The organism is Candidatus Nitrosotalea sinensis (assembly GCF_900143675.1).
Classification (GTDB): domain Archaea; phylum Thermoproteota; class Nitrososphaeria; order Nitrososphaerales; family Nitrosopumilaceae; genus Nitrosotalea; species Nitrosotalea sinensis.
Map to the genome: position 1 here is coordinate 73,311 of NZ_FRFC01000004.1, position 22,237 is coordinate 95,547.

Below are 22,237 nucleotides of genomic sequence, written 5' to 3' on the forward strand. Positions count from 1 at the left end.
TAAATTTTGAAAACCATAGATGATTTTATGCAACAATGCGATTTCTGCGGTTCAGAGTTCGGAGATAGAACATGCTACTTTTGCGACAAACATTGTTGCACGTCGTGCATGACCGATGACCGTACACGATGCAAACGTTGCTACATTGCAAAACGAAAACTTGGATGGAAAATATTCAAGAAAAATAAGATATTGCTTGGCTTTATTGCATTTGTCTGGGCGTACACTGTATTTCCAGTACCATTGATTAAAGGAATTGACCCTACTTTTTACTGGGTATCCCTTGGAGTTGCAATAATGATTATGATACCTATAGGACTCTCGATGTTCTTCTGGTCAAGAGAGCCACCAGTATCTGATCTTAAATGATGCGAGATATCACATTTTGTGTAAATTCTTTTGTGCTCTTGTTACCGCCAATATCTTTTGTTTTTATTCCATCTTTAACTATGCCATAAACTGCATCTTCCATTTTTTTTGCAATATCGCTGCATGATTTGTCATTGTTCTTTGTACTAAGCCACTCAAACATCATCTTTGCAGACAAGATAAATGAAGATGGATTTGCTATCTGTTTTCCTGCAATATCAAAAGCTGCGCCATGGACTGGCTCAAACAATGCAAAATTATCCCCAATGTTTGCTGCTGGCGCCATTCCAAGTCCTCCCACTACCTGGGATGCCTCATCTGATAATATGTCTCCAAATAGATTTGTAGTAACTATGACATCAAAGGCTTCAGGTTGTCTGATTAGATTCATGGCACATGCATCAACATACATGTTCTCAAATGCTACATTTGGATATCTTTTTGACACCTGCTCACATGTTCTTGCAAAAAGACCGTCGGTCTTTCTCATTACATTTGACTTGTGAACACATGTGACCTTTTTCTTCTTGTTTCTTTGCTCTGCTGTGATAAAGGCATAGTTTGCAATTCTCTCTGATGCTCTCTTTGAGATTGAACGCAAGGCTATGCTGGTATCTCCCATGTCAAACTCCATGCCTGTGTACAAATCCTCTGTATTTTCTCGTACTATGACCATGTCTGTATTTTGATTCAATGATGGCATGTTTGGATATGCCTTGGCAGGTCTGATATTTGCATACAAGTCTAGCAACCTACGCAATACTACGATGACATCTGCTGCACTTTCACCCACTGGTGCCTTCAAACATGCATCTGATTTTTTTATTGTATCAAGTGTTTCATCTGGAAGAGCCTTGCCAGTTTTTTTAAGAGCGGCATCACCTGCCTCTAGTTTTGTAACTTGAACCTTGACTCCTATCTTATCATTTATTGCATCAAGTATGTTGATTACGGATTCTGATAATTCAGGACCTATGCCATCTCCTGTGATAAGTGATATTTTGTACATTTATTGTCCCAGGTTTTTTTGCTTGAGTATCTTTTTGAGCATGATTCTGTTAATTCCGTCTATCATAGCTTGAACACTTGTGATGACAATGTCTTCGCCTACTGACTTTGCAGAAGCTTGATTCCCATATGCATCTTCAACTTTGATTGTGACCTCGCAGAGTGCCTCTGATCCTCCAGAAATTGAATCAAGCTTGTAGTCCTTTATCCTGACCTTTGAAGTCTCGCCGGTTATCTTCTGTATTGCATTAATTGATGCATCAACTGGACCCACACCATAATCTGTGCTGATGAAGTCCTTGCCTTCAACATTTAGCTTGACAAAAGCATATGGCATATTTCCAATTCCAGTAGATACTGAAAATCCTGCAAGATGTACCAGTCTTTTCAATCCTGGTTGCTGCATTATCTCTCCTGCTATTCCTAGCAACTCTACATCTGTTATGTGCTTTCCAGCATCTCCAAGTTTTTTCACCTTTTCTAAAATTTCATGAGTCTGTTCTTTTGTTGGCTGGATTCCATATTCTTCTAACATTGCTGAAACACCATGTGCTCCTGCGTGTTTTCCAACCTGGAACCATCTTGTCCTTCCTACAAGTTCTGGGCTAATTGGTTCGTATGTTAGCGGATTGCTTAGAACACCATGTGTGTGTATTCCTGATTCGTGCCCAAAGGCATTTTCACCCACAATTGCCTTGTTTGGCTGGACATGAACTCCTACTATCTTTGAGACAAATCTCGATGTTTCATAAAGTAATTTTGTGTTGATGTTTGTTTCATATTTTTTATCAAACTGGAGACATTGTAATCCCATGACTAATTCTTCAAGTGATGCATTACCTGCCCTCTCACCAATTCCATTTATTGTTACATGTGCACACTGAGCACCTGCCTGTATTGCTGATATTGCATTTGCAACTGCAAGTCCAAAGTCATTGTGACAATGCACGCTTACTGGCAAATGTGTAGCATCAATGGTGTCTTTTGTAATCTCTGCAATATACTGTGGAGTGGAGTATCCTACCGTATCAGGAATGTCTAGCCTGTCTGCTCCTGCTTCAGTTACTGCCTTGAATACTTTTTTTAGAAACTCCCTGTCTGTACGTGTTGCATCTTCTGCAGAAAATTCTACTTTTAATCCAAGTGACTTGGCATACTTGACTGCATCTACTGCTTTTGCTAATGCTTGTTCTCTTGTTAGTTTTAGTTTGTACTTGAGGTGTATGTCAGATGTTGCGATAAATGTGTGAATGTATTTCAAACCTACTGATGCTGCAGCATCAATATCTTTTTGCTCGGTTCTTGCTAGTCCGCAAATGTCTGCTTTGAGACCTGCTCCGGTGATTGCCCTTATTGCTTGCCTTTCTCCATCTGATATGATTGGGAATCCAGCTTCAATTGCATCAACCCCAAGTTCATCTAGTCTTTGTGCTATTGCAATCTTTTGATCTGGGGTTAATGCTACACCGGGTGTCTGCTCTCCATCTCTTAATGTGGTATCAAAAATTCTAACTTTCATTTCCATCTCCTCTTGCTAGTGCACATATTCCAGTTCTTGCCATCTCCAAGATTCCATATCCTTTGACTAGGTCTTCTAGCGCATTAATTCTATCTGGCGTTGCAGTAATTTCGAGTATGATTGAATTCTTCCTGACATCATGCACATCACACTTGAAGGCATTTGCCAGGTCAGTTATCTCTTTGATGTCTGTTGGTTTTGATACTTTGAGTTTCATCATGACAAGTTCCCTGTATACACTTTTTTTCTCTTCTAATAGTTTGACTTCTAATGTATCAATTAGCTTGTCTAGTTGTTTTAGGATTTGGTTTAACTGTTTCTCATCTGCCTCTGTGGTAATTGTCATTCTTGAGACTTCGGGGTTTTCAGTTACACCTACTGATATGCTGTCAATGTTATAGTTTCTTGAACGAAATAGGTTTGTAATCTTGAACAAGACTCCGGGTTTGTTTTCTACTAGGACAGAGATTATGGACCACATGTCATTTCACCTATGATGGTAATATCATATCCTTAAGTGATGTTCCTGGCGCTACAAATGGTAAAACATCTTCCTGTGGGTCAATTGGGATATCTATCACAGTTGCAACATCACTCTTTATTGCAGTCTGGACTGCCTTGCCAACTTCATCAAGTGTCTGTGCGCGTATTCCTTGCGCCCCATATGCTTCTGCTATTTTTACATAATCTGGACAATTTTTGAGATCTACACCAATCATTCTTCTATCATAGAAAGTTCTCTGCCATTGGGCGACCATTCCTAATGTAAAGTTGTTAAACAAGAATACTATGACTGGTAGATTTTCTAGAACTGATACTGCAAGTGAATTTTCTGTCATGTTAAAGCTGCCCTCTCCTGCAATGTCCAAGACTGGAACATCTGGCTTGGCTGCCTTGGCACCAATTGCTGCTGGGAATCCCCATCCCATTGTTCCAAGTCCTGTGGAGCTGAAAAACGTGCCTGGATGTATCACATCAAAGAATAAAGATGCCCACATCTGATGCTGTCCTACTTCTGTAGTCACAATTGATTGTGCTGGTAATACTTCTCTTAATTTCTTGAGAACTTTGGATGCTGCAAGTGGATGAGGATGAACTTTGAGATTTTCTCTATAGTATTGCTTGGTTTCATTTACTCTCTTTGACCATGCACTCTCACCGTTCTTTTTGATTGCCTTTTGAATCAACATTTTTACCATTATTCTAAGTGATGTCTTTACATCGCCAACTACTGCTACATTTGTTGTCTGGTTTTTTCCTATTTCTGCTGGGTCTACATCCATGTGTATAATCTTCAAGTTTTTCTCAAATTCTTCAAAGGTTCCAACTGACCTGTCTGAAAATCTTGAACCGCATGCAAGAACACAATCTGCCTCTGTCATTATCTTGTTTGCTTCTGCATGTCCATGCATTCCTATGGGTCCAAGTGATAGCGGGTGATTTTCTGGAAATGCTCCCTTGCCTTTGAAGGTGGTGACAACTGGTATCATGAGTAATTCTGCAATTGATTGTAATTCTGCAAATGCACTTGAGATTATCACTCCGCCTCCTGCTAAAATGACTGGTCTTTCTGCAGAAAGTAGCATGTCTATAGCTCTTTCAATTTGTCTTACATCTGGGTCTACCCATGGATGGTATCCTCTAATTTTTACTTCAGGTGGAAAATGAATCTCTGCTTCATTTTGCTGTACATCTTTTGGAATATCTACTAAGACAGGACCAGGTCTTCCTGTTGCAGCAATGTAAAATGCTTTTTTGATAACTTCAGGAATTTCATTTGGAGTCATGGGTTGAAATGCATATTTTACAATTGGATTTGTAATTCCTATGATGTCACTTTCTTGAAATGCGTCACGACCAATCATCTTTGATGGAACCTGACCTGTTATTGCTACCATTGGAGCCGAGTCTGCCTGGGCTGTTGCGATTCCTGTTACAATGTTTGTAGCACCTGGACCTGATGTTGCAAAACAAACACCTGGTCTTCTGCTTACTCGTCCATAACCGTCTGCCATATGTGATGCAGACTGTTCATGTCTTACAAGAACATGTCTTATGTTGCTCTTGTATAATTCATCATAAATTGGCAAGTTTGCACCTCCCGGTAGACCAAAGGCGATATCTACGCCTTCTTTTTCCAAAGCAATCATGAGTGATCTAGCACCTGATATTTTTTCCATAATTTTCTACTCCTGAAAATTGCTGTACTCTACAGCACAACCTCGACTAGCAACAAAATCCCTGAAATGCTTGTCGAGTCCAATCTATCCATATTTGTCAATTGAATACCCTCTAATTTTATTAATAAAGATTTGGTCTTAAAACATACTGTATTTGGTGTATATGTCTAGTTGTTTGCCACGCATTGTCTTGCGTACATCAAGGCATTTGAGGCACCTTCATCTGTAATTGATCCAGCTGCCCAAAATTTGATAATTTTACTAGTCCACTGCGGCAGGACTAGTTTAGAGTTGACGGAGTTGCTTGGACATGTAGGTGTAGAAAGATTCTTGTTTTTTAACTCAACCAGTAGGCTGTCATAACTTGGCATCTTGATGTTTTGAGTTGGCAAATTCTGTACAGGCTTGTATGTCTCAAAACCGCCGGAGCCATAGATCTGTTTTATTTCGTTAATGTCTACTGTTGTAATGTCGTAATGATTTACACCATATGTCATTTCACTTTGAAGCATAATTGATGGAGGATCTCTTTTTCCCATGTTGATGTCATACAATACTCCCTCGTTTACAATATAATGTCCTAATCCAAAAGAATGTCCAAGTTCATGACGAATGGTTTCCTGCAGTTGTGGATCTGAAGCAAGAAATCCTGTAAATTGCATGACTGGAGTGTATTGAGTATAGTGTATGTTTCCAGAATTCCAACTAGAGTATTTGACATCCCAATTGACCCCTAGATAATAAACTGTGATTTTAGCTTTGCCGCTTGTTGCATTAGGATATGTAACACCGACTTCTCTTAATTGTAGGTTAGGATCTTTTGGTTTTGGTTCATAGTTTATGGTTATGTCACATTTTGAATAGTTAAACCCACTTTGTTGGTCTAGTGGTATCTTGACCAGGGTCATATTCCATGTGGGATGTCTGCCCTGCCCCTGATTCAATTTTGCTTTCCAATCTAATACTGCATATTCTGTTTCAGACAACATCTTGTCGCCTAATTTTGTAAAGTTGGAATCTGAAGGAGGCTCAATAGCGCATATTGTGGGACTGTGGAGCAGCTTTAAAATCGGTGGTTCAAAACCATCTGTGGCAAGTGATGATGGAACATAAATTGAAAATGCAGATACGATGATGAGGAAAATTATGACTTTTTGAAAAACCACGATGTGTTTGAGGTCCTTGTTAGATAAATAAACTGAATGGCCTGATGATATCTGAATTTCATGAATGTTCATGGCCATAAGACTTAAACTATATCTGTCTCAAGCAATACCGATTTTGAGCGACAAAGACGACATCGTTGAAGTGATAACGACATTTTTCAATGCAGGCAAGACAAAAAATGTAGCACCATTGAGCGTTATACAGCTAAATGATACACGATTTTCTGCATACAGTGATGTACCACCTCTTGATCTAAAGGACTTTGCTACAACTACTGCACTTGAACAACTCAGATTTGTCAGCATATCTGATTATGATTATGAATTAAAAAATATGCGAGTTGACTTGTTTGAGAACTTTGCAGTTGCCACATTTACTGTAAAGCAGACGGGAATGGTTGTAGACAATTACAGCTTTCGTGGAGAACATCTTTCCATGGAAAGCAGGGCGACCTTTGTTTTTGGTAAGTATGCCAAATGGAAGATTGTCCATCTTCACATGACTAAAATTTCAAACTAGGTTATTTTTTGGACTTTTTTGGAGCAGATTTGGCAGTCTCTGATTTTATCTTCTTGAAGATGTCATGTGCTTCTTTTGCAGTTGCTCTCTGGTGAACTATTGCTCTTACTGCTTTTATCATTGCCACTGGATGATCATTTTGCCAAATGTTTCGTCCCATGTCTACTCCTGCTGCACCTGCCTTTAATGCGTCGGCAGTCAAGTTAAAAACGTCCATCTCTGTTGCAAGTTTTGGACCGCCTGCAATTATCACTGGTACTGGACATGAATTTACAACCTTTTCAAAGTTATCGCAATAATATGTCTTGACAACATGTGCACCAAATTCTGCAGCCATTCTGCATGCAAGGCTAAGGTATCTGGCATCCCTTTTCTCAAGTTCTTTTCCTACTGCTGTGACGGCAAGTACTGGTATTCCATACTCTTCTCCTTCATTTACCAAGTTTCCTAAGCTGACAAGTGATTCATGCTCGTATGGAGCACCGATAAATATCGACATGGCAAGTGCAGAAGCATTTAGCTTGATTGCTTCTTTTACTGAGGTTGTTATTTTTTCATTTGAGAGGTCTTTTCCAATGATGCTTGCACCTCCAGAAACTCTCAATACTACTGGAACTGGAAAATTGGCATCAACTGATGTTCTCAAGACTCCTCGTGTAAGCATAAGTGAATCTGCATATGGCAATAATGGGGCAATTGTCTTCCTTGGTACTTCTAGTCTTTCTGTTGGACCTAAAAAGTAGCCATGGTCTACAGCAAGCATGACACCACGTCGGTTCTGTGGCTTGATTATTCGTGCAAGTCTGTTTTTGAGTCCCCAGTCCATATTGAGATTGAGAAAAATTTGCCTTAGTTAAGCGTTTCTGAATTTGTAATTATTATTTTCATGGAATCGTTTCCCTTATGTGCATACTCAAGTGCCTGTGCAGAGTTGTCAAGTGTAAATTTGTGGGTCACAAGTTTTTGCACATCTATTGTCTTGTCCTTTATCATCTGCAATGCTTGGTTTGTGTCGGCCTCTGATGCTGCATAGCTTGGTGTGATTGTAATTTCTTTAGAATATATCTTGCTCATGGCAACTGACATCATTACATCTTTTGTTGGAACTCCAAACAACATTACAGTTCCGCCTTTTCTTACAAATTCTATTGCCTGTTCGATTGCACTGATGCTTCCTGTTGCAACCATGACCACATCTACGCCCCTGTCTTGTGTCATGGAAAGAATCTTCTTGTATGCATCAGGATCATCTGATCGTATTGTACTTGTGATGCCAAATTTTTTTGCAAACTCTAATCTGAAATCATTAAGGTCCATGCATATGATGTCCTTTACACCATATGATTTTGCAAGCATGATGTGCATCAGTCCTGTTGGACCGGTACCTAAAATTACAACAGAATCACCTTTTTCAAATTTGATTTTATTCCATGCGCGGACACAACATGCAAGGGGTTCTATCATTGCTGCCTCTTCAAAGCTTACATGGTCTGGAAGTTTTATGACTCCTCCATGAGAAACATTCCATTGGGGGACTACGAACTCTTCTGCTAATCCGCATGGTGAGAGATTTGTTTCTGAGTATTTTTGGCACATGGTTTCATTTCCGTGGGTGCAATAGTGACACGAATAGCATGGCACATGGTGATGAGTAAAGACTCTGTCGCCTTTTTTGAAGTCTTGGACTCCTTTGCCAACTTGGACCACTACACCTGATGGCTCGTGTCCTAGTCTCATGGATGGTTGGCTGTACTTGCCGTAAATTTTTTCCAAGTCAGAGCCGCAAACTCCGCATGCCTTCATTGCTACTAGAATTTCACCATCTCCTACTTGGGGAGCATCAATATTTTTTATCTTGACATCTGACGGCCCCGCCACATATACTGCCTTCATTGATCTTGATGATTTTGAAATGTAGTTTTATCTTTTCGCTAATTGTGCAATGCTATGCTGTCAATTAAATAGGACTAGTTTTTGAAGAAAACCATGGATTTGTGGCACGATATTGAAACCGGTCCAAAAGTACCATCACTGATAAATGTTATAGTTGAAATTCCAAAAGGCTCTCAAAACAAGTATGAATATGACAAAAAAAGAGGAGTCATAAAACTTGACCGTGTATTGTTTTCGCCATTTTTCTATCCTGGAGAATATGGTATAATCCCACAAACATTTGCAGAAGATGGAGACCCAATGGATGCACTTGTTATGGTGACAAATCCTACATATCCTGGTGTACTAATTGAAGCACGTCCAATAGGAATGCTTCGAATGAAAGATGGTGGAGAGATGGACAACAAGATACTATGTGTCGCAAACGACGATGTTCGATTTGAGAATCTAAAAGACATCTCAGGCCTTGATGAGCACTATCTAAAAGAGATAGGACACTTTTTTGAGGTATACAAGCAACTTGAAGGAAAGAAAGTAGAGATTCTCGGATGGAAGAATGCTGAAGCTGCAAGAAAAGAGATACTTGCAGGTGTCAAACTCTACCAGAAGAGCTTCAAGAAATAACACCTCTGATATAAAAAATCAAAGCAAAAACGGTATAAACCTGTAGCCTTGTGAATATGTTATGAACGAGGGCGATAGCGCACCTGACTTTGAGCTTGCTGCAAATGATGGTACTAATGTAAAATTGAGTTCATTTCTTGGCAAGAAAAATGTCGTACTGTGTTTTTATCCCAAGAATCACTTGTTTGCATGCCCGTCAAAGAAGGTCTTTGAAATGGCACAAGCTACTATTGCAGTGTACCCAAAGATAAAAGAACTTGGCGCAGAACTATTTGCAATATCGATTGACACTGTACCAGACCAGAAAAAATTCGTGCAAGAGTATGATGTGCCATATTTGCACCTAAGTGATACTGCCAAGACTGTATGCAAGGCATATGCAGGGCTGAACATTGCAGGACTTGCAAAAAGGTCTACTTTTGTCATAGGAAAAGATGGCAAGATCTCAAAAATTTTCAGGGATATCAATCCTGAAAAACACGGACAAGAAATAATTTCATCACTTCAAAACTTGCCCTGATGATATTTTACAAAATTCAATATATTTTTAAAGATGTGGGTTAAGACTTGACTTGTGCTAGACCTAGTAGCAAAAAAAATTTTTCTGACAAAAGGAAAGGGAGTACACCCAGATAGACTAACAAGTTTCGAGTATGCATTACGTGATGCAGGAATTGCAGGAACTAACTTGGTGCTAATATCAAGTATATTTCCACCCGGATGCAAGCTCATCTCCAAGGCCGAAGGATTGAAGCTAATCAGGCCTGGCAGTGTTACATTTGCAATTTATTCACGACAGGAAAGCAATGAACCACATAGATTGATGGCAGCATCAGTGGGAATTGCTGAACCAAAAGACAAGACAAAGTATGGCTATCTCTCTGAGTATGTCTCATTTGGTGAGACTGAAAAAGAGGCAGGTGACTATGCAGAAGACATTGCCGCACAAATGCTTGCTTCATCACTTGGAATTTCCTTTGATGTAAACAAGAGCTGGGACGAGAAAAGACAGCAATGGAAAATCTCTGGAGAGATATACAAGACTAGAAACATAACACAGAGTGCAGTTGGAGATGCTAAAGGAAACTGGACTACAGTGTTTACCGCCGCAGTCTTGATTCTGTAACTTTTATTTTCTAAAATTTTATCTTCTTTTCATGAACAAGTAGACTGCTGCTGCACCTACTGCAACAATCCCGACTAGAACGTATATCGAGTTATTGTCAGTCTTTGGAGGTGTGATGGTTGTCGTGGTGTTATTCTGACTTGGTTGATTGTCTGTTGGGAGGCCGGTGCCAAGTGTGATTGTCGCCTGGTCTTCTGTTATGGAATTGTCTTTTCCAAACAAGTACACTGCAGAGACCTGTTGTCCCTGTACTGGATCAAGCACCCAGCCTGTTTTTGTAAGATCTGATGGGACCTGTTGGCCGCCCTTTGTCGTTGTAGGTACTATGTCTCCACCATGACCTGTAATTGCAATTGTTTGATTTGCTATTACGGTGACATCAAGAATTGAATTAAGCGGGAAGAATCCGACATCAAAGTAACTTGATTTTTGTAATGTGGGAACACCCAGAAGATCAAGTGGTTTGATTGTTGTTATTGTTCCTTTGATTGGAATGTGTTTTGAGACTTGGAGCTGATACAATGATGCTTCCTTGGCAGGTGTCATGGCAAATGTCACTGTTGAATTGCTATCTTCTGCCATCTTGCTTGCTGCAGTGAAAAATCCTCCGTCATCACGAATTTGTTTTGGTATCAATATGGCACTTAGTCCATCAAAAAGATATGCAGAGTCTGGTCTTGACATGGTGTATACAACTGAAATAGTTCTGTTTCCAGATACTACACCTGATGTACCAAGTGCGCTACTCAGGTCACCTTTTGGGTTGACATAGACGTTGTTAAATGCGGCATTTAATGCAAACGCCTTGTTGACATGACCGATAATTGTATCTCCTACTGCTTGAGCATCAGTCTGAATCTTGGTAATGTTGTATGATTCAATTAATGAAGGCGAATTTATCACAACAATGACACATCCTTGGTCCTGGACTCCTAATACACAATTATTTGCATTTGTAATAACTACTGAAGTTACATTTGCAGCGTTCTGGATAGTCTCGGCAAGATCTGCTGGGACTCGCATCTCAACAGGGCTGGTAGATGCTAGTGTGACAAATGCAGTTGTCTGGTTTTGTACTTTTTCGTCAACTAGAATGTGAGCAGTTTCACGATATGATGCAAGTTGTGGTTGCTGGGCATGAACTGATACAAACGATGATGCAATTAACAAAACAAGTAATGATGATGCAAGAATTTTCATTTAGTAAAATTCTTGGAGGCGAACTATTAAGTTATTCTCTTAATTTTTCTATCTTTATTGCAAATCTCTGAAATGGCTCTTCCTTAAAGTGGGTTCTACATACCAACATTGTTTGCTGTGGGTCAGGTCCGCAGTCATATGTTATCAGATATTCTGGTTCTCTGTTACAGCATCGTGGATATTTCACTTGGCAAGTAATGGATCTGATAAAATAAAACACTTCTCGATCTAAACTCTAGGTTTAAATTATAATTACAACATTGTACGCTTGACATCGGTTCAAACCGTAGGGGAACATGCCTGGCAGTTGGGGGCGCTTGACTGCCAGGCGCTTTAATTAATCAAATCTTCTAGCCTATCTGCCTGATTTTTGATGTACTCAAATCCTTCTTGCCAGAAACTTTCTGATGTTATGTCAATGCCGTGCTCTTTTAGCAACACTTCTGGTTTCTTGGAGCCGCCTGCTGCCAGTATGTCAACATAGGTTGATGCAAAACTCTTTCCTTCCTTTCTGTATCTTTGGTACAACGACAGGGATAATAGGTTGCCAAAAGAGTACGAGTAGCAGTAAAACGGTGAGTGGTAAAAGTGAGGAATGCATGTCCACTCTATTCCAAAGTCTGGTGTCACATCAACTGACTTGCCAAACTGGTCCTTGAGTGTCTTCATGTACTCTGAAGTAATGTCCTGCACCATTGCTCCCTGACCTATTCTGTCATGGGCTGCAATCTCAAAGAGTGTAAAATAGGCCTGTCTTCCAACTGTTGCATAAAGATCATCAATGTGTTCTACCAGTATGGTTTGCTGTTCTTCGTTTGATATTTCTTCAAGTATCTTGTTGAATAATAGCATCTCTGAAAACGTTGATGCCGTCTCTGCAAGTGGAAGTGGAGCTTCTGCTATGAATATTGATTTTCCTGATGCTGCAACACTATGTATTGCATGACCCAATTCATGAGCCAAAGTAAAAACATCATTTGTCCTGCCCTTGAAATTCATAAGGACGTATGGTGTTAGTTTAGGAGATATGGTACTACAAAATGCACCGCTTCTTTTTCCTGGTCTGATTGTAGAATCTACATGTCTTTGCACAAAAACACGCCTTGCATATTCGCTTAATTGTGGACTGAAGTCATTAAGAGTGTCAAGTACTAATTTTACTGCCTTGTCATAGCTGTATCGTTTCTCCTCTTTTTTCTTGATTGGTGCGTAAATGTCATAACGTCGTAATTTTTTCATGTTGAGCAACTTGGCTTTTTGCACAAAGAACTTGGAAAAGACATCAGAGTTTTTCTTGCATACTGCTAGTAGGGATTCAACTGTCTTGTCATCAGTATCGTTTCCAATGTTTCTAACAGATATTGGAGAACTATATCCTCGTATCTGGATGCATTCGTCTTTCCAGTTTGATACAATGTTTTGATAAATCTCTCCCAAAACTCCCTTGTTTTTGTCAAATTCTCCAAGCAATGCCTTGTATGCAATCTCTCTTGTCTTGGGATTGGGGCTTCGTACCAGGACAGTAAGCTCCTCTCTGTTGTATTTTTTTATCTTGCCATCAAGTTTTACCTCAAAAACAAATGCGTTTGTTATCTTGTCGTATATCTTGACTAGGGCAGAGTGGCCTGTGACATCTAGCGTATTGATTATGCGCTCTTCTGGCTCTGTGAGAGAATATTTGGCAAGTAACCTCTTGTATCGTAAAAATTCGTATAACTCTCCTGATGATTTCATTAATCTCTGGGCATTTTTTTCATCAATCTGTTTTTTCCACCATTGGTCAAAAAACAATGTCTGGTTCTCAAGCTGAGCGCCAAGCTTTCTCATCTTTGACAGGAGGGCGGTTGCCTTGTCAGATTGGGTGTCTGAAGAATATTCTAGTGATGCATAGCCTGAGACTCGGCCAAACTCTTCTGTTATGTCCTCTAGCTGGTGCAACATTGAGAGAAACTTTTTTTCTGATATTTTTGGCGATAGTATCTTTTTGTTTTTTTCAAAATTTTTAACAGTATTTTGTATTGCTTGCAATCTTTTTGCAAACTGGGGCGAGTCTGGGTCCTTGACAAGTTCACTTAGATCCCATTTTTCTTCCTTGAAAACTTGCATCTGGTTTCAAACTCGAGTTTCTTCTTAAAATACTATTTGGCTAGTCTCTAGATTTTGTGGTATCATAGATGTTGCAGTATAATTTTTGAAAAGAATGATTTCTATGAACAAATGATGCATACGTCTTAAATATTAAAAATTGTATTATTACGCCATGAGCATGACAGCATGGCATTGTTACAGGTGCAACCTGACTTTTAAAGACAAGTCGCATGTTGTTATGCATAAAGAAATCTCCCAACATGACGCAAGACAAGTAGAGATCCCAGAATAACTCTACATTCTGTGTCATGCTTTTTTGAATTTTGATTTCATCACGCGGCAAGTGTTTATTTAGCCCAGAAATTAGTTGTCGTTCGTGGACCATCACAATTTCAAGGGTAAAGACATTCCCCACCTGAACATCAAGCCCAACATGGGAATAGATGACCTGGTGGATATTTTTGCAAGTACTGGGTATAATGCAAGACAACTCGGAGATGCTGCCAAACTATTTTGCAAGATGATTGAGGATGACGCGACCATTTGTCTTACAGTAGCAGGTGCGATGACGCCTGTTGGCTTTGGAGGCCTTTTCAAGTCATTGATTGAAAGGGGTTTTGTTGACTGGATAATTGCCACCGGTGCAAATGTGTACCATGAGGACCACTTTGCATGGAATCTTCCTGTAAAGCAGGGACACTTTGAGGTAGATGACATGATACTATACGACAAGGATATTGTTAGAATCCGTGATGTCTACATCAAGGGAGAAGAAACGCTCAAGGCAGAAGACAAGATTGTTCAAAAAATGTTTGAAAAAAACCTGCTTGACAAGCCATTTACCACTGCAGAGTTTTGCAACGCGATGGGAAAATACTCGAAGCAGCATTCCAAGAATCCAGAGCGAAGCTTTGTAGTAACTGCATATGATTATGATGTACCTGTTTACATTTCAACACTAAAGGATTCATCACTTGCACTAGATTTGGCACCATTACGTCTTGCAAACAAGGTACACAGCCTTGACTTTGTAAGAGAGATAGTAGAGCAAGCTGCAATTTTGTACAATTCAAAAAAATCCGGAATTGTGGAACTTGGCGGTGGTGTTCCAAAAAACACTGCCCAGCAGACAGGTCCATTGCTTGACCAGATACTCGGACTGGGCCATGGTGGACAGAACTATATCATCCAGATAACTGATGCACGACCTGACACTGGAGGACTATCTGGTGCAACACTGCAGGAAGGAAAGAGTTGGGGTAAAGTAAAAGATGCACACGAGGATGTTATCATGGTATATACTGATGCAACAATTGCATTTCCGGTTCTATGCCTTTATGCATTAAGCAATGAAAAGCCAAGAAAGCCAAAGAGGCTGTACAAGAAGCTGCCTCAATACTATGAGGATCTATCTAAGGCATACTTTAACAAAAGAAAATAGCAGGATTTTCTGCAAAAAAATTCTATACCTTTAGAATCTGTCGAATCTGGCTCTCTCAGTATCTCTGTCGTCCTTTGTTGCCTTTTTCCATTCCTTGTAGTGTTCTTTGCAGAGTACTGTCTTTTTTGAGCCGCGTGGAACATCGAGTCCTGTTCCTTCTACCTTTGAGGCATTAAGGGAACGGACTCCTTCATTGTCACAGCCTGAGACGTTGCATTTTGCACCTTTTGATATTAGGCCCATGAGAGTTCTAAAACGTACTATTATATCAGATTTAGGGGTCTGCACCAGTCTCTTGGGTGGTGTTAATCGGTTTTGTTTTTTGGATTTTTTCTTACCAAGAAAAAGCCAATGAGAAACAGTGTTGCACTCAATGAAAAAGACGTAAGGTTGAGTATCAGATATCCAATTCCAAGAGGTATCGGAATGTACGCTGTGGGGGATACAGAATCCATGTATGTATGTATCACAAGCTGGAAATCGTTTTGGGATCTGGTCTGAAATAGAAGCTGACTGTCTAGTTATCACTCCTATTGCATATGGAGACAAGAGTAATACTAGTCCCAAAATTGACTTTCTGTCAAACTTGGGGATCTTTTTGAGTATTGATGCCATGCACGATCATTTCCAATAATTGATAATGTTTCCATTATAATGCATTTAGCTAACTATGTTAACTAACATGGTTGCGTAATTCTTTATTAATCAAAAATGGTAAATCGGGCAAAATGAACCAAGATATGCCAGTATCGCTGTTCATCACCGGTGAGCAACTGTGAAAAATAATCCGCGATCATACAAACTGTCACTCTTGATGGTTGGCATCTGCATTTCCCTGATTGCTAGCAGTTCCTCATCGCAGGCAATGGCATATCTTGGAAATTCGGTTCAAATTGATTTTACTCAAAGCAATTCTACTAGCACAAGTACAACTCCTGACACTACTACTCTTTCAGTGAATGCAAATCCTACATCTGTCACGTCTGTATCGTCGATATCTTTGACATCTACCGTGTCAGATGTTTCCAATTCTGCTTCCACTCCTACTGGCTCTATATCTTGGAGTGATGGAGGAACTGGTGGCACGTTTAGTGCATCTTCATGTACGCTTTCTGCTGGTTCATGTGGTGTATCGTATACTCCATCTGCCAACTCGCCGTCTTCTGTAACAATCACTGCAAGCTATGGCGGTGACACTACGCACAAGACAAGCTCCGGTACTTCATCTCTATCGGTGAATCTGTTGAACTCTAGTATAGTTTCTGTCTCACACAGTCCCACAACTGTTTCATCTGGAGGATCTGTTAATTTTACTGCTACAGTTACAAGCAGTTCTGGCTCTCAAACAGTTCCAAGCGGCTCGGTGTCATGGAGTGATGGAAATGCAGGTGGAACTTTTAACACGCAATCTTGCACATTATCATCGGGATCATGCACTGTATCATATACGCCGTCACTAAATCCTCCAAATGTGACAACAATAACTGCAAGCTATGCCGGGGATAATTCGTACCAACCAAGTACGGGCTCTAATCAACTTTCTGCTAATGTCATAGACTCTACTGTCACAACTATAACGCCAAACCCTGCTCAAGTTACTGGCGGAACTCTTGTTACATTTACTGCAACAATATCAGATTCTGCAAATCCTTCCACAGTTGTCATCGGGCTTGTAAAATGGAGCGACAATGGGGCAGGAGGATCATTTAGTCCTGATGCTTGCATTGTGTCAAATAACCACTGTTCACTTGATTACACCCCGCCTACAAATCTTTCAGGCCAAATTACGATAACTGCGTCATACGTGGGAGACTCGACCCACTCTGGAAGTTCAGGCTCGTCATTGGTAACACCTGCACCACAATCTTCTCCAACTGCACCGTCTCAAACTAGTCCTCAATCCACACCAAACGCTGCAATCCAGTCAACACCACCGCCAGTTTCTCAACCATCAACTCCTATGCCTTCTCCTATAGTACCTCAATCCCCACCAGTAACTGCACCAACGCAAACTTCGCCATCTTCTAGCTCCCATACATCATCTTCATCGACAACAACTCCAACGCCAACTATGCCTACTCCATCAACTACATCTTCACCACCAACTTCACAACCCTCAACTCCACAACCTTCACAGACTCAAGTAAAGTCATCACAACCTACTAGCCAACCTACATCTTCTGCCAAACCTTCACAAACTAGTAATCTTCAACAGCAAGCTGTACAAGAAATTGATAATGCAATAAAAAACGTCGTATCTATACTGGAGTCATTGTTTAGCAAACTCTAGATCTTGTCATATTAGATCTAATGATGTGGAACAGTATTTTTTCATCCACGCATGACTTGGCATATATGGTATAAATTATTGTACAATTTCTTGTTGGTATTAGATGCTCAACAACTTTAGAGAAGGTCTAAAACCTGCCTTGCAAAATATTGGTAAAGTATTTGCTGCCACTGGACTTTCTGCAAACTTTTGGACTGGGATAGGACTAGGATTTGCATTTGCATCTGCTATTGTCTATGCACTCCACTTGGAATATTCATTTATCCTTGGAGGTGTCTTGTTGTTAGTATCTGGTTTCTTTGATATTGTTGATGGCCAAGTTGCAAGAATAACTGGCAAAACGTCAAAAAAAGGTGCATTTCTTGATTCCGTGTTTGATAAAATTGCAGAGGTTGCAATATTTCTTGGAATACTGATTGGCGGATACTCTCAAGGATATCTTGTACTTTTGGCAATTGGGTTGTCGTTGCTTGTGAGTTATACTCGTGCAAGGGCTGAATCTCTTGGTGTCCAGCTGCAGGGAATTGGAATTGGAGAAAGAGCAGAGAGATTGTTGGTTATTGCAATAATTGGAATGATTGGTTTTCTAAATTATGCAGTGATTATTGTGGCAATCATTGCTGGAATAACTTTTGTACAAAGAGTAATTGCTACTTCAAAGGGAATAAAGGAATAATATTTTTTTCAGATATATTTTCTGAGAACCTATCTGAGTCTGCCTGTTTGTCGTCTTGAATCTGCAGATCTAATCTTTAGAATTCCAAAGTGAATTGCACATGAAATACAATACCACTTGAGTACTGTAGGTGCTGCAATGTATGCCCCTTGTGCTCTAAGTTCTTTTGCAAGTGTATGTTCTACAAGGTTTAATCTTGATGTTACCTTCTTTGCCTTGTCTCTTGGGACTGTTGCACCACAGTTTGTACACTGGATACGATCTGAAGAACCCTTTCCTCCCTTCTTACGTCCTCTACTTGCACGCTTTAGTGGCATAAGTTATCTGTATAGAGCCTCTTTATAACGATATTTGACGGAGCCTTTTTGGCAATATTTGGACTGTATTTTGCAGAAAAATCTCAAAACGCAATGCTGCCTTGATATTGTAATATCCTTGAAACAGATCTGTACAAGATATCTGTCAAAATTTAAATTTCGTTTGTAATGTGGGGTAAAATATGCGTGGTCTTTGCCATGTCTGTCTTTCCTCCAATGTGGAAATTGTAATTGACAAGGGCAGGATAATCTGCCGGTCTTGTCTGCAGAGCCAGAAAAAGAACTAAATGGAAAGGTTCTATCACCAAATCAAATGAAGATTGCAATATTTTCACATTGTACTATTGATGAAATTTCCAGGGAAGGCAAGACGGTGGAGACTCCGGGTGGTCCGGCACTATACTGCGGATTGACTGCAAAGAACATGAAGTTTGAGGTTGACTTACACACAAAGATTGGAAGTGATTTTACATTCAAGGAAGATCTTGAGAAAAAAGGAATATTCTTTCCGCAAAGTGCCATGTCTGAAAATCCAACTACCCGATTCATGTTAAATGTAATGGGAACAGAGCGTGAACTGTACCTCAAAACAAGATGTGATCAAATCCAATCCATCAAGTCTGATGCAGATGCTGCCATAGTGAGTCCCGTCTTTGACGAAATTGCCGAAGAGACACTAGATGACATTAAAGAAAACTTTGATTTCACATTGCTTGACCCACAAGGATATCTCAGACGAACATCTGATGACAACAAAGTTTTCATGGACAAGACTTTGCTTGACCTGTCCAAGATATCTGCAATCAAGACAGACCCGGATGAGGCATTTTATCTGACAGGATTGAAAGAAAAAGAGGCGATGCTTGCATTACAGAAAAAAGGAGTAAAACATGTCCTTTACACCAACAAGCAAAACATAACAATGCTTGTAAAAGACAGGATGTATCATCTTAAAATCCCGAACATGAAAATTGGAGATACAACTGGAGTTGGAGATATCTTTTGTGCTGCATTTGCATGTTCATACTTGAAAGAAAAAGACCCGATATGGGCCATTTGCTTTGCAGTAGGAGCGGCCCAAGCTGCACTTGAGATTCAAGCCACGGGCCTCTCCAAGATTCCTTCTGGCGGAGACACTGAGAGAAATGCCGCGTATTTGTATAATTTGATGCAGTTTTCAAGTGTCTAAACTTTTATTGTGTTTGGGGACAATCTATCTCTGTGAAGGTTGCAATCTACAGCCAAGACCATGAGCACACTGTAAAATCAGTCAAGGCCTCACTTGAGAGTCATGGTATCGAGTCTGTGAATCTTGGAAAAAAGCCTCTTGGTAAGGACATTGAATATGTAATTGTCACAGGTGGAGACAGGGGTGTTAGAAAATACTTTCACCATTACAATTCTGCAGTTCCTGTGCTTGGAATAAATGAATTTGAGTCAAGTGGATTTTTGGCACAGACTGATTTGAAACAATTTCCGATATATCTTAACAGACTAAAAAAAGGAGACTTTTCAATAGAGGCGTTGCCGCGAGTCGGCGTCAAAATTGATGGTAAGCAAATCTATCCAGCACTAAACGATGTTGCAATATTTTCTTCAAAGAGCGCCATACTTGTAGAACATGTGTTACGGATTAATGGAGAAGAGTTGTGGCATGACAGCAGTGATGGCTTGATCATATCAACGCCTATTGGTTCTTCGGCATACTCCATGTCAGCAGGTGGTCCTACTATTTATCAAAACTCCAAAGTGTTTGGAATTGTATCAGTAAATTCACTTGATATCACCCGTCGTCCACTCATAGTTCCTGAAGATGCATTTATTGAAATTGATGATATTTCATCAAGCCTTAGATGTGAAGTTGTGATTGATGGAAAAGACCGATTCAAGGTTGATAAGACTGTTGTCTGCACCAAGTTTCCGCAATCTGCAAATGTAATCAGAATGAAAAAAGACTCTACTACGGTTTCTGCACTTGCAAAAAAAGTAAAACTTGCAGACGAGTTGCTAAACATGCCGCCCAGCTCCAAATTATTGCTCAAGACTCTAGAATACGAGGGCTCGCTGACACAAAAAGAACTGGCAGAAAAAACGATGCTACCTGACAGGACTGTCAGACTGGCATTGAGTCACTTGCTTGAAAAAGGCTATGTTAAACGCCGCGTCTCATTGCGTGACACTAGGCAGAGAATATACGAAATCCCAAAATAAAATCAGGTTGCAGAAGCTCGAATAAATGCCTCAAAGGACTCTTCTGGGTATCCTGGTCTGCTGCTAAACTCTGGGTGGTATTGCACCCCGAGATAGAACTTGTGGGTTGGAATCTCCAATACTTCCATTCTCCTTTTGTTGTCGCTGTACCCTGAAAATCTCATTCCCTTTGATGCAAACAAATCCAAGTATTTCTGGTTGAACTCAAATCGGTGTCTGTGCCTTTTGTGAATTGTGTTGGATTTGTACAACTTGAATGCAAGTGTGTTGTCTTCTATTGTGATTTCATGTGCACCAAGGCGCAATGAGCCTCCCTTATTTTCTATGGTCTTCTGTTCTGGCAAAAGATCAATTACCGGATTTTCTGTATCTGGCGCAACTTCTGTAGTGTTTGCATTTGTCAGTCCGCATACATGTCTTCCAAATGCTACTGCTGCAAGCTGAAATCCATAACATATTCCAAGATATGGTATGTTCTTTTCTCTTGCAAAGTTTGCGGTGCTGATTATTCCTTCTACTCCCCTGTCTCCAAAACCTCCTGGAACAATTATTCCGTTATATCCTGCAAGTTTGTTGACATCCTTGATTTCTTCAGAGTCAATCCAGTCAATTATTACATTTTTGCCAATCTTAGCGCCTGCATGTTTTAGTGCATGGTTGACACTAACATAGCTGTCTGCAAGTTTCACATATTTTCCAACCATTGCAATCTTTACTGGGTCTTTGGCATTTTGGAATGAATCAATAATTTTATTCCACTTGTCCCAGTTTGCTGAAGTGTTGACAAGGCCTACCTTTCCAAATTTTTTGAATATTACATCGATGATTCCTTGGTCATAGAGCATCTGTGGAACTAGTAGTATGGATTCTGCATCATGGCATGAAAACACATCTCGCTCTGAGACGTTTGAAAATAATGAAATCTTTTTCCTTGCGGCAGTCTCAAGGGGTCTTGTACATCGAACTGCAAGAAGGTCTGGCTGGATACCTATTCTTCGAAGTTCTTGCACACTGTGCTGGGTTGGTTTTGTCTTTTGTTCTCCCACTACATCAAGTGACGGTGCAAGTGTCACATGGACAAAAATTACATTTTCTGGTCCCTCTTCTAGTCTCATTTGCCTGAGCGCCTCAAGAAACGGAAGGCTCTCAATATCGCCTACAGTTCCTCCACATTCTACTACAAGCATGTCTAGGTGTTCGTTTTTGACAATCTCTCTCATCCTGTCTTTTATCTTGTCTGTGACATGCGGAATTATTTGGACACAAGCTCCTAGGTACTCGCCGCGTCTTTCTGCTTCTATGACACTAGAGTAAATCTGGGCAGTTGTGATATTGTGGGTCTTGGGCATGTCTTGATTGAGAAATCTCTCATAGTTTCCAATGTCCATGTCGCACTCTCCACCGTCTTCTGTGACATAGACCTCACCATGGGCAATTGGATTCATGGTGCCCGCATCATAGTTCAGGTATGGATCAAATTTTACACATGATACTTTTTGATTAGATAACTGCAATAGTTTGGCAATCGATGATGATACAACACCCTTGCCAAGGCCAGACATGACACCGCCTGTTACAAAAATGTACTTTGTAGATTCTGTCTGCATAT

Annotated in this window: 23 protein-coding genes; 10 read left to right on the forward strand and 13 right to left on the reverse strand. The window is 40.1% G+C overall.

Annotated features, from left to right (window positions below):
- The first annotated feature begins 108 nt into the window (after positions 1-108).
- Positions 109-369: a hypothetical protein gene (locus NSIN_RS06295; RefSeq protein ID WP_101010255.1), complete on the forward strand. Its 261-nt coding sequence runs from the start codon at positions 109-111 to the stop codon at positions 367-369.
- Here the strand turns inward: NSIN_RS06295 and NSIN_RS06300 are convergent.
- The 5 genes from NSIN_RS06300 to NSIN_RS06320 form a co-directional block, all read right to left on the reverse strand.
- Positions 362-1,378, reverse strand: coding sequence for an isocitrate/isopropylmalate dehydrogenase family protein (locus NSIN_RS06300; RefSeq protein WP_101010257.1), 1,017 nt, complete (start codon positions 1,376-1,378; stop codon positions 362-364). The genes NSIN_RS06295 and NSIN_RS06300 overlap by 8 nt on opposite strands.
- Positions 1,379-2,896: a 2-isopropylmalate synthase gene (locus tag NSIN_RS06305; RefSeq protein WP_101010591.1), complete on the reverse strand. Its 1,518-nt coding sequence runs from the start codon at positions 2,894-2,896 to the stop codon at positions 1,379-1,381.
- Positions 2,886-3,377 (reverse strand): acetolactate synthase small subunit, encoded by a 492-nt coding sequence (gene ilvN, locus NSIN_RS06310; RefSeq protein WP_101010259.1) that lies wholly within the window; start codon positions 3,375-3,377, stop codon positions 2,886-2,888. The genes NSIN_RS06305 and ilvN overlap by 11 nt, the downstream gene beginning before the upstream one ends.
- Positions 3,378-3,387: 10 nt before the next feature.
- Complete coding sequence (ilvB, locus tag NSIN_RS06315; RefSeq protein ID WP_101010261.1) at positions 3,388-5,076, reverse strand: biosynthetic-type acetolactate synthase large subunit; 1,689 nt, start codon at positions 5,074-5,076, stop codon at positions 3,388-3,390.
- A gap of 167 nt (positions 5,077-5,243) precedes the next feature.
- Complete coding sequence (locus NSIN_RS06320; RefSeq protein ID WP_133124095.1) at positions 5,244-6,242, reverse strand: hypothetical protein; 999 nt, start codon at positions 6,240-6,242, stop codon at positions 5,244-5,246.
- 115 nt (positions 6,243-6,357) lie between these two features.
- On the opposite strand from NSIN_RS06320, the gene NSIN_RS06325 reads away from it, so the two are divergent.
- On the forward strand, positions 6,358-6,762 hold the full coding sequence (locus NSIN_RS06325) for a hypothetical protein (RefSeq protein WP_245871928.1): 405 nt from the start codon (positions 6,358-6,360) through the stop codon (positions 6,760-6,762).
- 1 nt (position 6,763) lies between these two features.
- On the opposite strand, the gene lsrF is transcribed toward NSIN_RS06325, so the two are convergent.
- Both lsrF and NSIN_RS06335 read right to left on the reverse strand, forming a co-directional pair.
- Positions 6,764-7,588, reverse strand: a complete 825-nt coding sequence (gene lsrF / locus NSIN_RS06330; RefSeq protein WP_101010264.1) for a 3-hydroxy-5-phosphonooxypentane-2,4-dione thiolase — start codon at positions 7,586-7,588, stop codon at positions 6,764-6,766.
- A gap of 23 nt (positions 7,589-7,611) precedes the next feature.
- Positions 7,612-8,655: a zinc-dependent dehydrogenase gene (locus NSIN_RS06335; protein WP_101010266.1), complete on the reverse strand. Its 1,044-nt coding sequence runs from the start codon at positions 8,653-8,655 to the stop codon at positions 7,612-7,614.
- 93 nt (positions 8,656-8,748) lie between these two features.
- Between NSIN_RS06335 and NSIN_RS06340 the strand changes: the two genes are divergently transcribed.
- The 3 genes from NSIN_RS06340 (at position 8,749) to NSIN_RS06350 (ending at position 10,405) form a co-directional block, all read left to right on the forward strand.
- Positions 8,749-9,279 carry an inorganic diphosphatase gene (locus tag NSIN_RS06340; RefSeq protein ID WP_101010268.1) on the forward strand — a complete coding sequence of 177 codons (531 nt, stop codon included), beginning with the start codon at positions 8,749-8,751 and terminating at the stop codon, positions 9,277-9,279.
- A gap of 61 nt (positions 9,280-9,340) precedes the next feature.
- Complete coding sequence (locus tag NSIN_RS06345; RefSeq protein WP_101010269.1) at positions 9,341-9,799, forward strand: peroxiredoxin family protein; 459 nt, start codon at positions 9,341-9,343, stop codon at positions 9,797-9,799.
- A 54-nt stretch (positions 9,800-9,853) separates the two neighbouring features.
- Positions 9,854-10,405 (forward strand): pyruvoyl-dependent arginine decarboxylase, encoded by a 552-nt coding sequence (locus tag NSIN_RS06350; RefSeq protein WP_101010271.1) that lies wholly within the window; start codon positions 9,854-9,856, stop codon positions 10,403-10,405.
- An 18-nt stretch (positions 10,406-10,423) separates the two neighbouring features.
- Here NSIN_RS06350 and NSIN_RS06355 read toward each other — a convergent pair whose 3' ends face one another.
- From NSIN_RS06355 to NSIN_RS06360, 3 genes are all read right to left on the reverse strand, one after another.
- Positions 10,424-11,605: an LPXTG cell wall anchor domain-containing protein gene (locus NSIN_RS06355; RefSeq protein ID WP_101010273.1), complete on the reverse strand. Its 1,182-nt coding sequence runs from the start codon at positions 11,603-11,605 to the stop codon at positions 10,424-10,426.
- A 31-nt stretch (positions 11,606-11,636) separates the two neighbouring features.
- A complete protein-coding gene (locus tag NSIN_RS09510; RefSeq protein ID WP_165775272.1) occupies positions 11,637-11,792 on the reverse strand; it encodes a hypothetical protein in 156 nt (51 codons plus the stop codon).
- A 146-nt stretch (positions 11,793-11,938) separates the two neighbouring features.
- Entirely contained in the window at positions 11,939-13,711 is a 1,773-nt protein-coding gene (locus NSIN_RS06360) for a M3 family oligoendopeptidase (RefSeq protein WP_101010275.1), read from the reverse strand.
- Between the two features lie 358 nt (positions 13,712-14,069).
- On the opposite strand from NSIN_RS06360, the gene NSIN_RS06365 reads away from it, so the two are divergent.
- Complete coding sequence (locus tag NSIN_RS06365; protein ID WP_101010276.1) at positions 14,070-15,134, forward strand: homospermidine biosynthesis protein; 1,065 nt, start codon at positions 14,070-14,072, stop codon at positions 15,132-15,134.
- A 30-nt stretch (positions 15,135-15,164) separates the two neighbouring features.
- On the opposite strand, the gene NSIN_RS09740 is transcribed toward NSIN_RS06365, so the two are convergent.
- Positions 15,165-15,749: a hypothetical protein gene (locus tag NSIN_RS09740; RefSeq protein ID WP_245871929.1), complete on the reverse strand. Its 585-nt coding sequence runs from the start codon at positions 15,747-15,749 to the stop codon at positions 15,165-15,167.
- A gap of 160 nt (positions 15,750-15,909) precedes the next feature.
- Between NSIN_RS09740 and NSIN_RS06375 the strand changes: the two genes are divergently transcribed.
- The gene (locus NSIN_RS06375; protein WP_133124096.1) at positions 15,910-17,424 is read left to right on the forward strand and encodes an Ig-like domain repeat protein; all 1,515 of its coding nucleotides are present in this window, start codon (positions 15,910-15,912) and stop codon (positions 17,422-17,424) included.
- A gap of 103 nt (positions 17,425-17,527) precedes the next feature.
- Positions 17,528-18,100 (forward strand): CDP-alcohol phosphatidyltransferase family protein, encoded by a 573-nt coding sequence (locus NSIN_RS06380; RefSeq protein ID WP_101010280.1) that lies wholly within the window; start codon positions 17,528-17,530, stop codon positions 18,098-18,100.
- 29 nt (positions 18,101-18,129) lie between these two features.
- On the opposite strand, the gene NSIN_RS06385 is transcribed toward NSIN_RS06380, so the two are convergent.
- Complete coding sequence (locus tag NSIN_RS06385) at positions 18,130-18,417, reverse strand: 30S ribosomal protein S26e (RefSeq protein ID WP_101010282.1); 288 nt, start codon at positions 18,415-18,417, stop codon at positions 18,130-18,132.
- A gap of 259 nt (positions 18,418-18,676) precedes the next feature.
- On the opposite strand from NSIN_RS06385, the gene NSIN_RS06390 reads away from it, so the two are divergent.
- A complete protein-coding gene (locus NSIN_RS06390) occupies positions 18,677-19,606 on the forward strand; it encodes a PfkB family carbohydrate kinase (RefSeq protein ID WP_245871930.1) in 930 nt (309 codons plus the stop codon).
- Positions 19,607-19,638: 32 nt separating this feature from the next.
- Complete coding sequence (locus NSIN_RS06395) at positions 19,639-20,628, forward strand: winged helix-turn-helix transcriptional regulator (protein WP_101010284.1); 990 nt, start codon at positions 19,639-19,641, stop codon at positions 20,626-20,628.
- Between the two features lie 2 nt (positions 20,629-20,630).
- On the opposite strand, the gene NSIN_RS06400 is transcribed toward NSIN_RS06395, so the two are convergent.
- Positions 20,631-22,235, reverse strand: coding sequence for a CTP synthase (locus tag NSIN_RS06400; RefSeq protein WP_101010595.1), 1,605 nt, complete (start codon positions 22,233-22,235; stop codon positions 20,631-20,633).
- Between the last annotated feature and the right edge of the window lie 2 nt (positions 22,236-22,237).

Coding starts and splice junctions, on each gene's coding strand:
- NSIN_RS06295 (WP_101010255.1), top strand. CDS start 109: ATGACCGATGACCGTACACGATGCAAACGTTGCTACATTGCAAAACGA.
- NSIN_RS06300 (WP_101010257.1), bottom strand. CDS start 1,378: ATGTACAAAATATCACTTATCACAGGAGATGGCATAGGTCCTGAATTA.
- NSIN_RS06305 (WP_101010591.1), bottom strand. CDS start 2,896: ATGAAAGTTAGAATTTTTGATACCACATTAAGAGATGGAGAGCAGACA.
- ilvN (WP_101010259.1), bottom strand. CDS start 3,377: ATGTGGTCCATAATCTCTGTCCTAGTAGAAAACAAACCCGGAGTCTTG.
- ilvB (WP_101010261.1), bottom strand. CDS start 5,076: ATGGAAAAAATATCAGGTGCTAGATCACTCATGATTGCTTTGGAAAAA.
- lsrF (WP_101010264.1), bottom strand. CDS start 7,588: ATGGACTGGGGACTCAAAAACAGACTTGCACGAATAATCAAGCCACAG.
- NSIN_RS06335 (WP_101010266.1), bottom strand. CDS start 8,655: ATGAAGGCAGTATATGTGGCGGGGCCGTCAGATGTCAAGATAAAAAAT.
- NSIN_RS06340 (WP_101010268.1), top strand. CDS start 8,749: ATGGATTTGTGGCACGATATTGAAACCGGTCCAAAAGTACCATCACTG.
- NSIN_RS06345 (WP_101010269.1), top strand. CDS start 9,341: ATGAACGAGGGCGATAGCGCACCTGACTTTGAGCTTGCTGCAAATGAT.
- NSIN_RS06355 (WP_101010273.1), bottom strand. CDS start 11,605: ATGAAAATTCTTGCATCATCATTACTTGTTTTGTTAATTGCATCATCG.
- NSIN_RS06360 (WP_101010275.1), bottom strand. CDS start 13,711: ATGCAAGTTTTCAAGGAAGAAAAATGGGATCTAAGTGAACTTGTCAAG.
- NSIN_RS09740 (WP_245871929.1), bottom strand. CDS start 15,749: ATGGCATCAATACTCAAAAAGATCCCCAAGTTTGACAGAAAGTCAATT.
- NSIN_RS06380 (WP_101010280.1), top strand. CDS start 17,528: ATGCTCAACAACTTTAGAGAAGGTCTAAAACCTGCCTTGCAAAATATT.
- NSIN_RS06385 (WP_101010282.1), bottom strand. CDS start 18,417: ATGCCACTAAAGCGTGCAAGTAGAGGACGTAAGAAGGGAGGAAAGGGT.
- NSIN_RS06400 (WP_101010595.1), bottom strand. CDS start 22,235: ATGCAGACAGAATCTACAAAGTACATTTTTGTAACAGGCGGTGTCATG.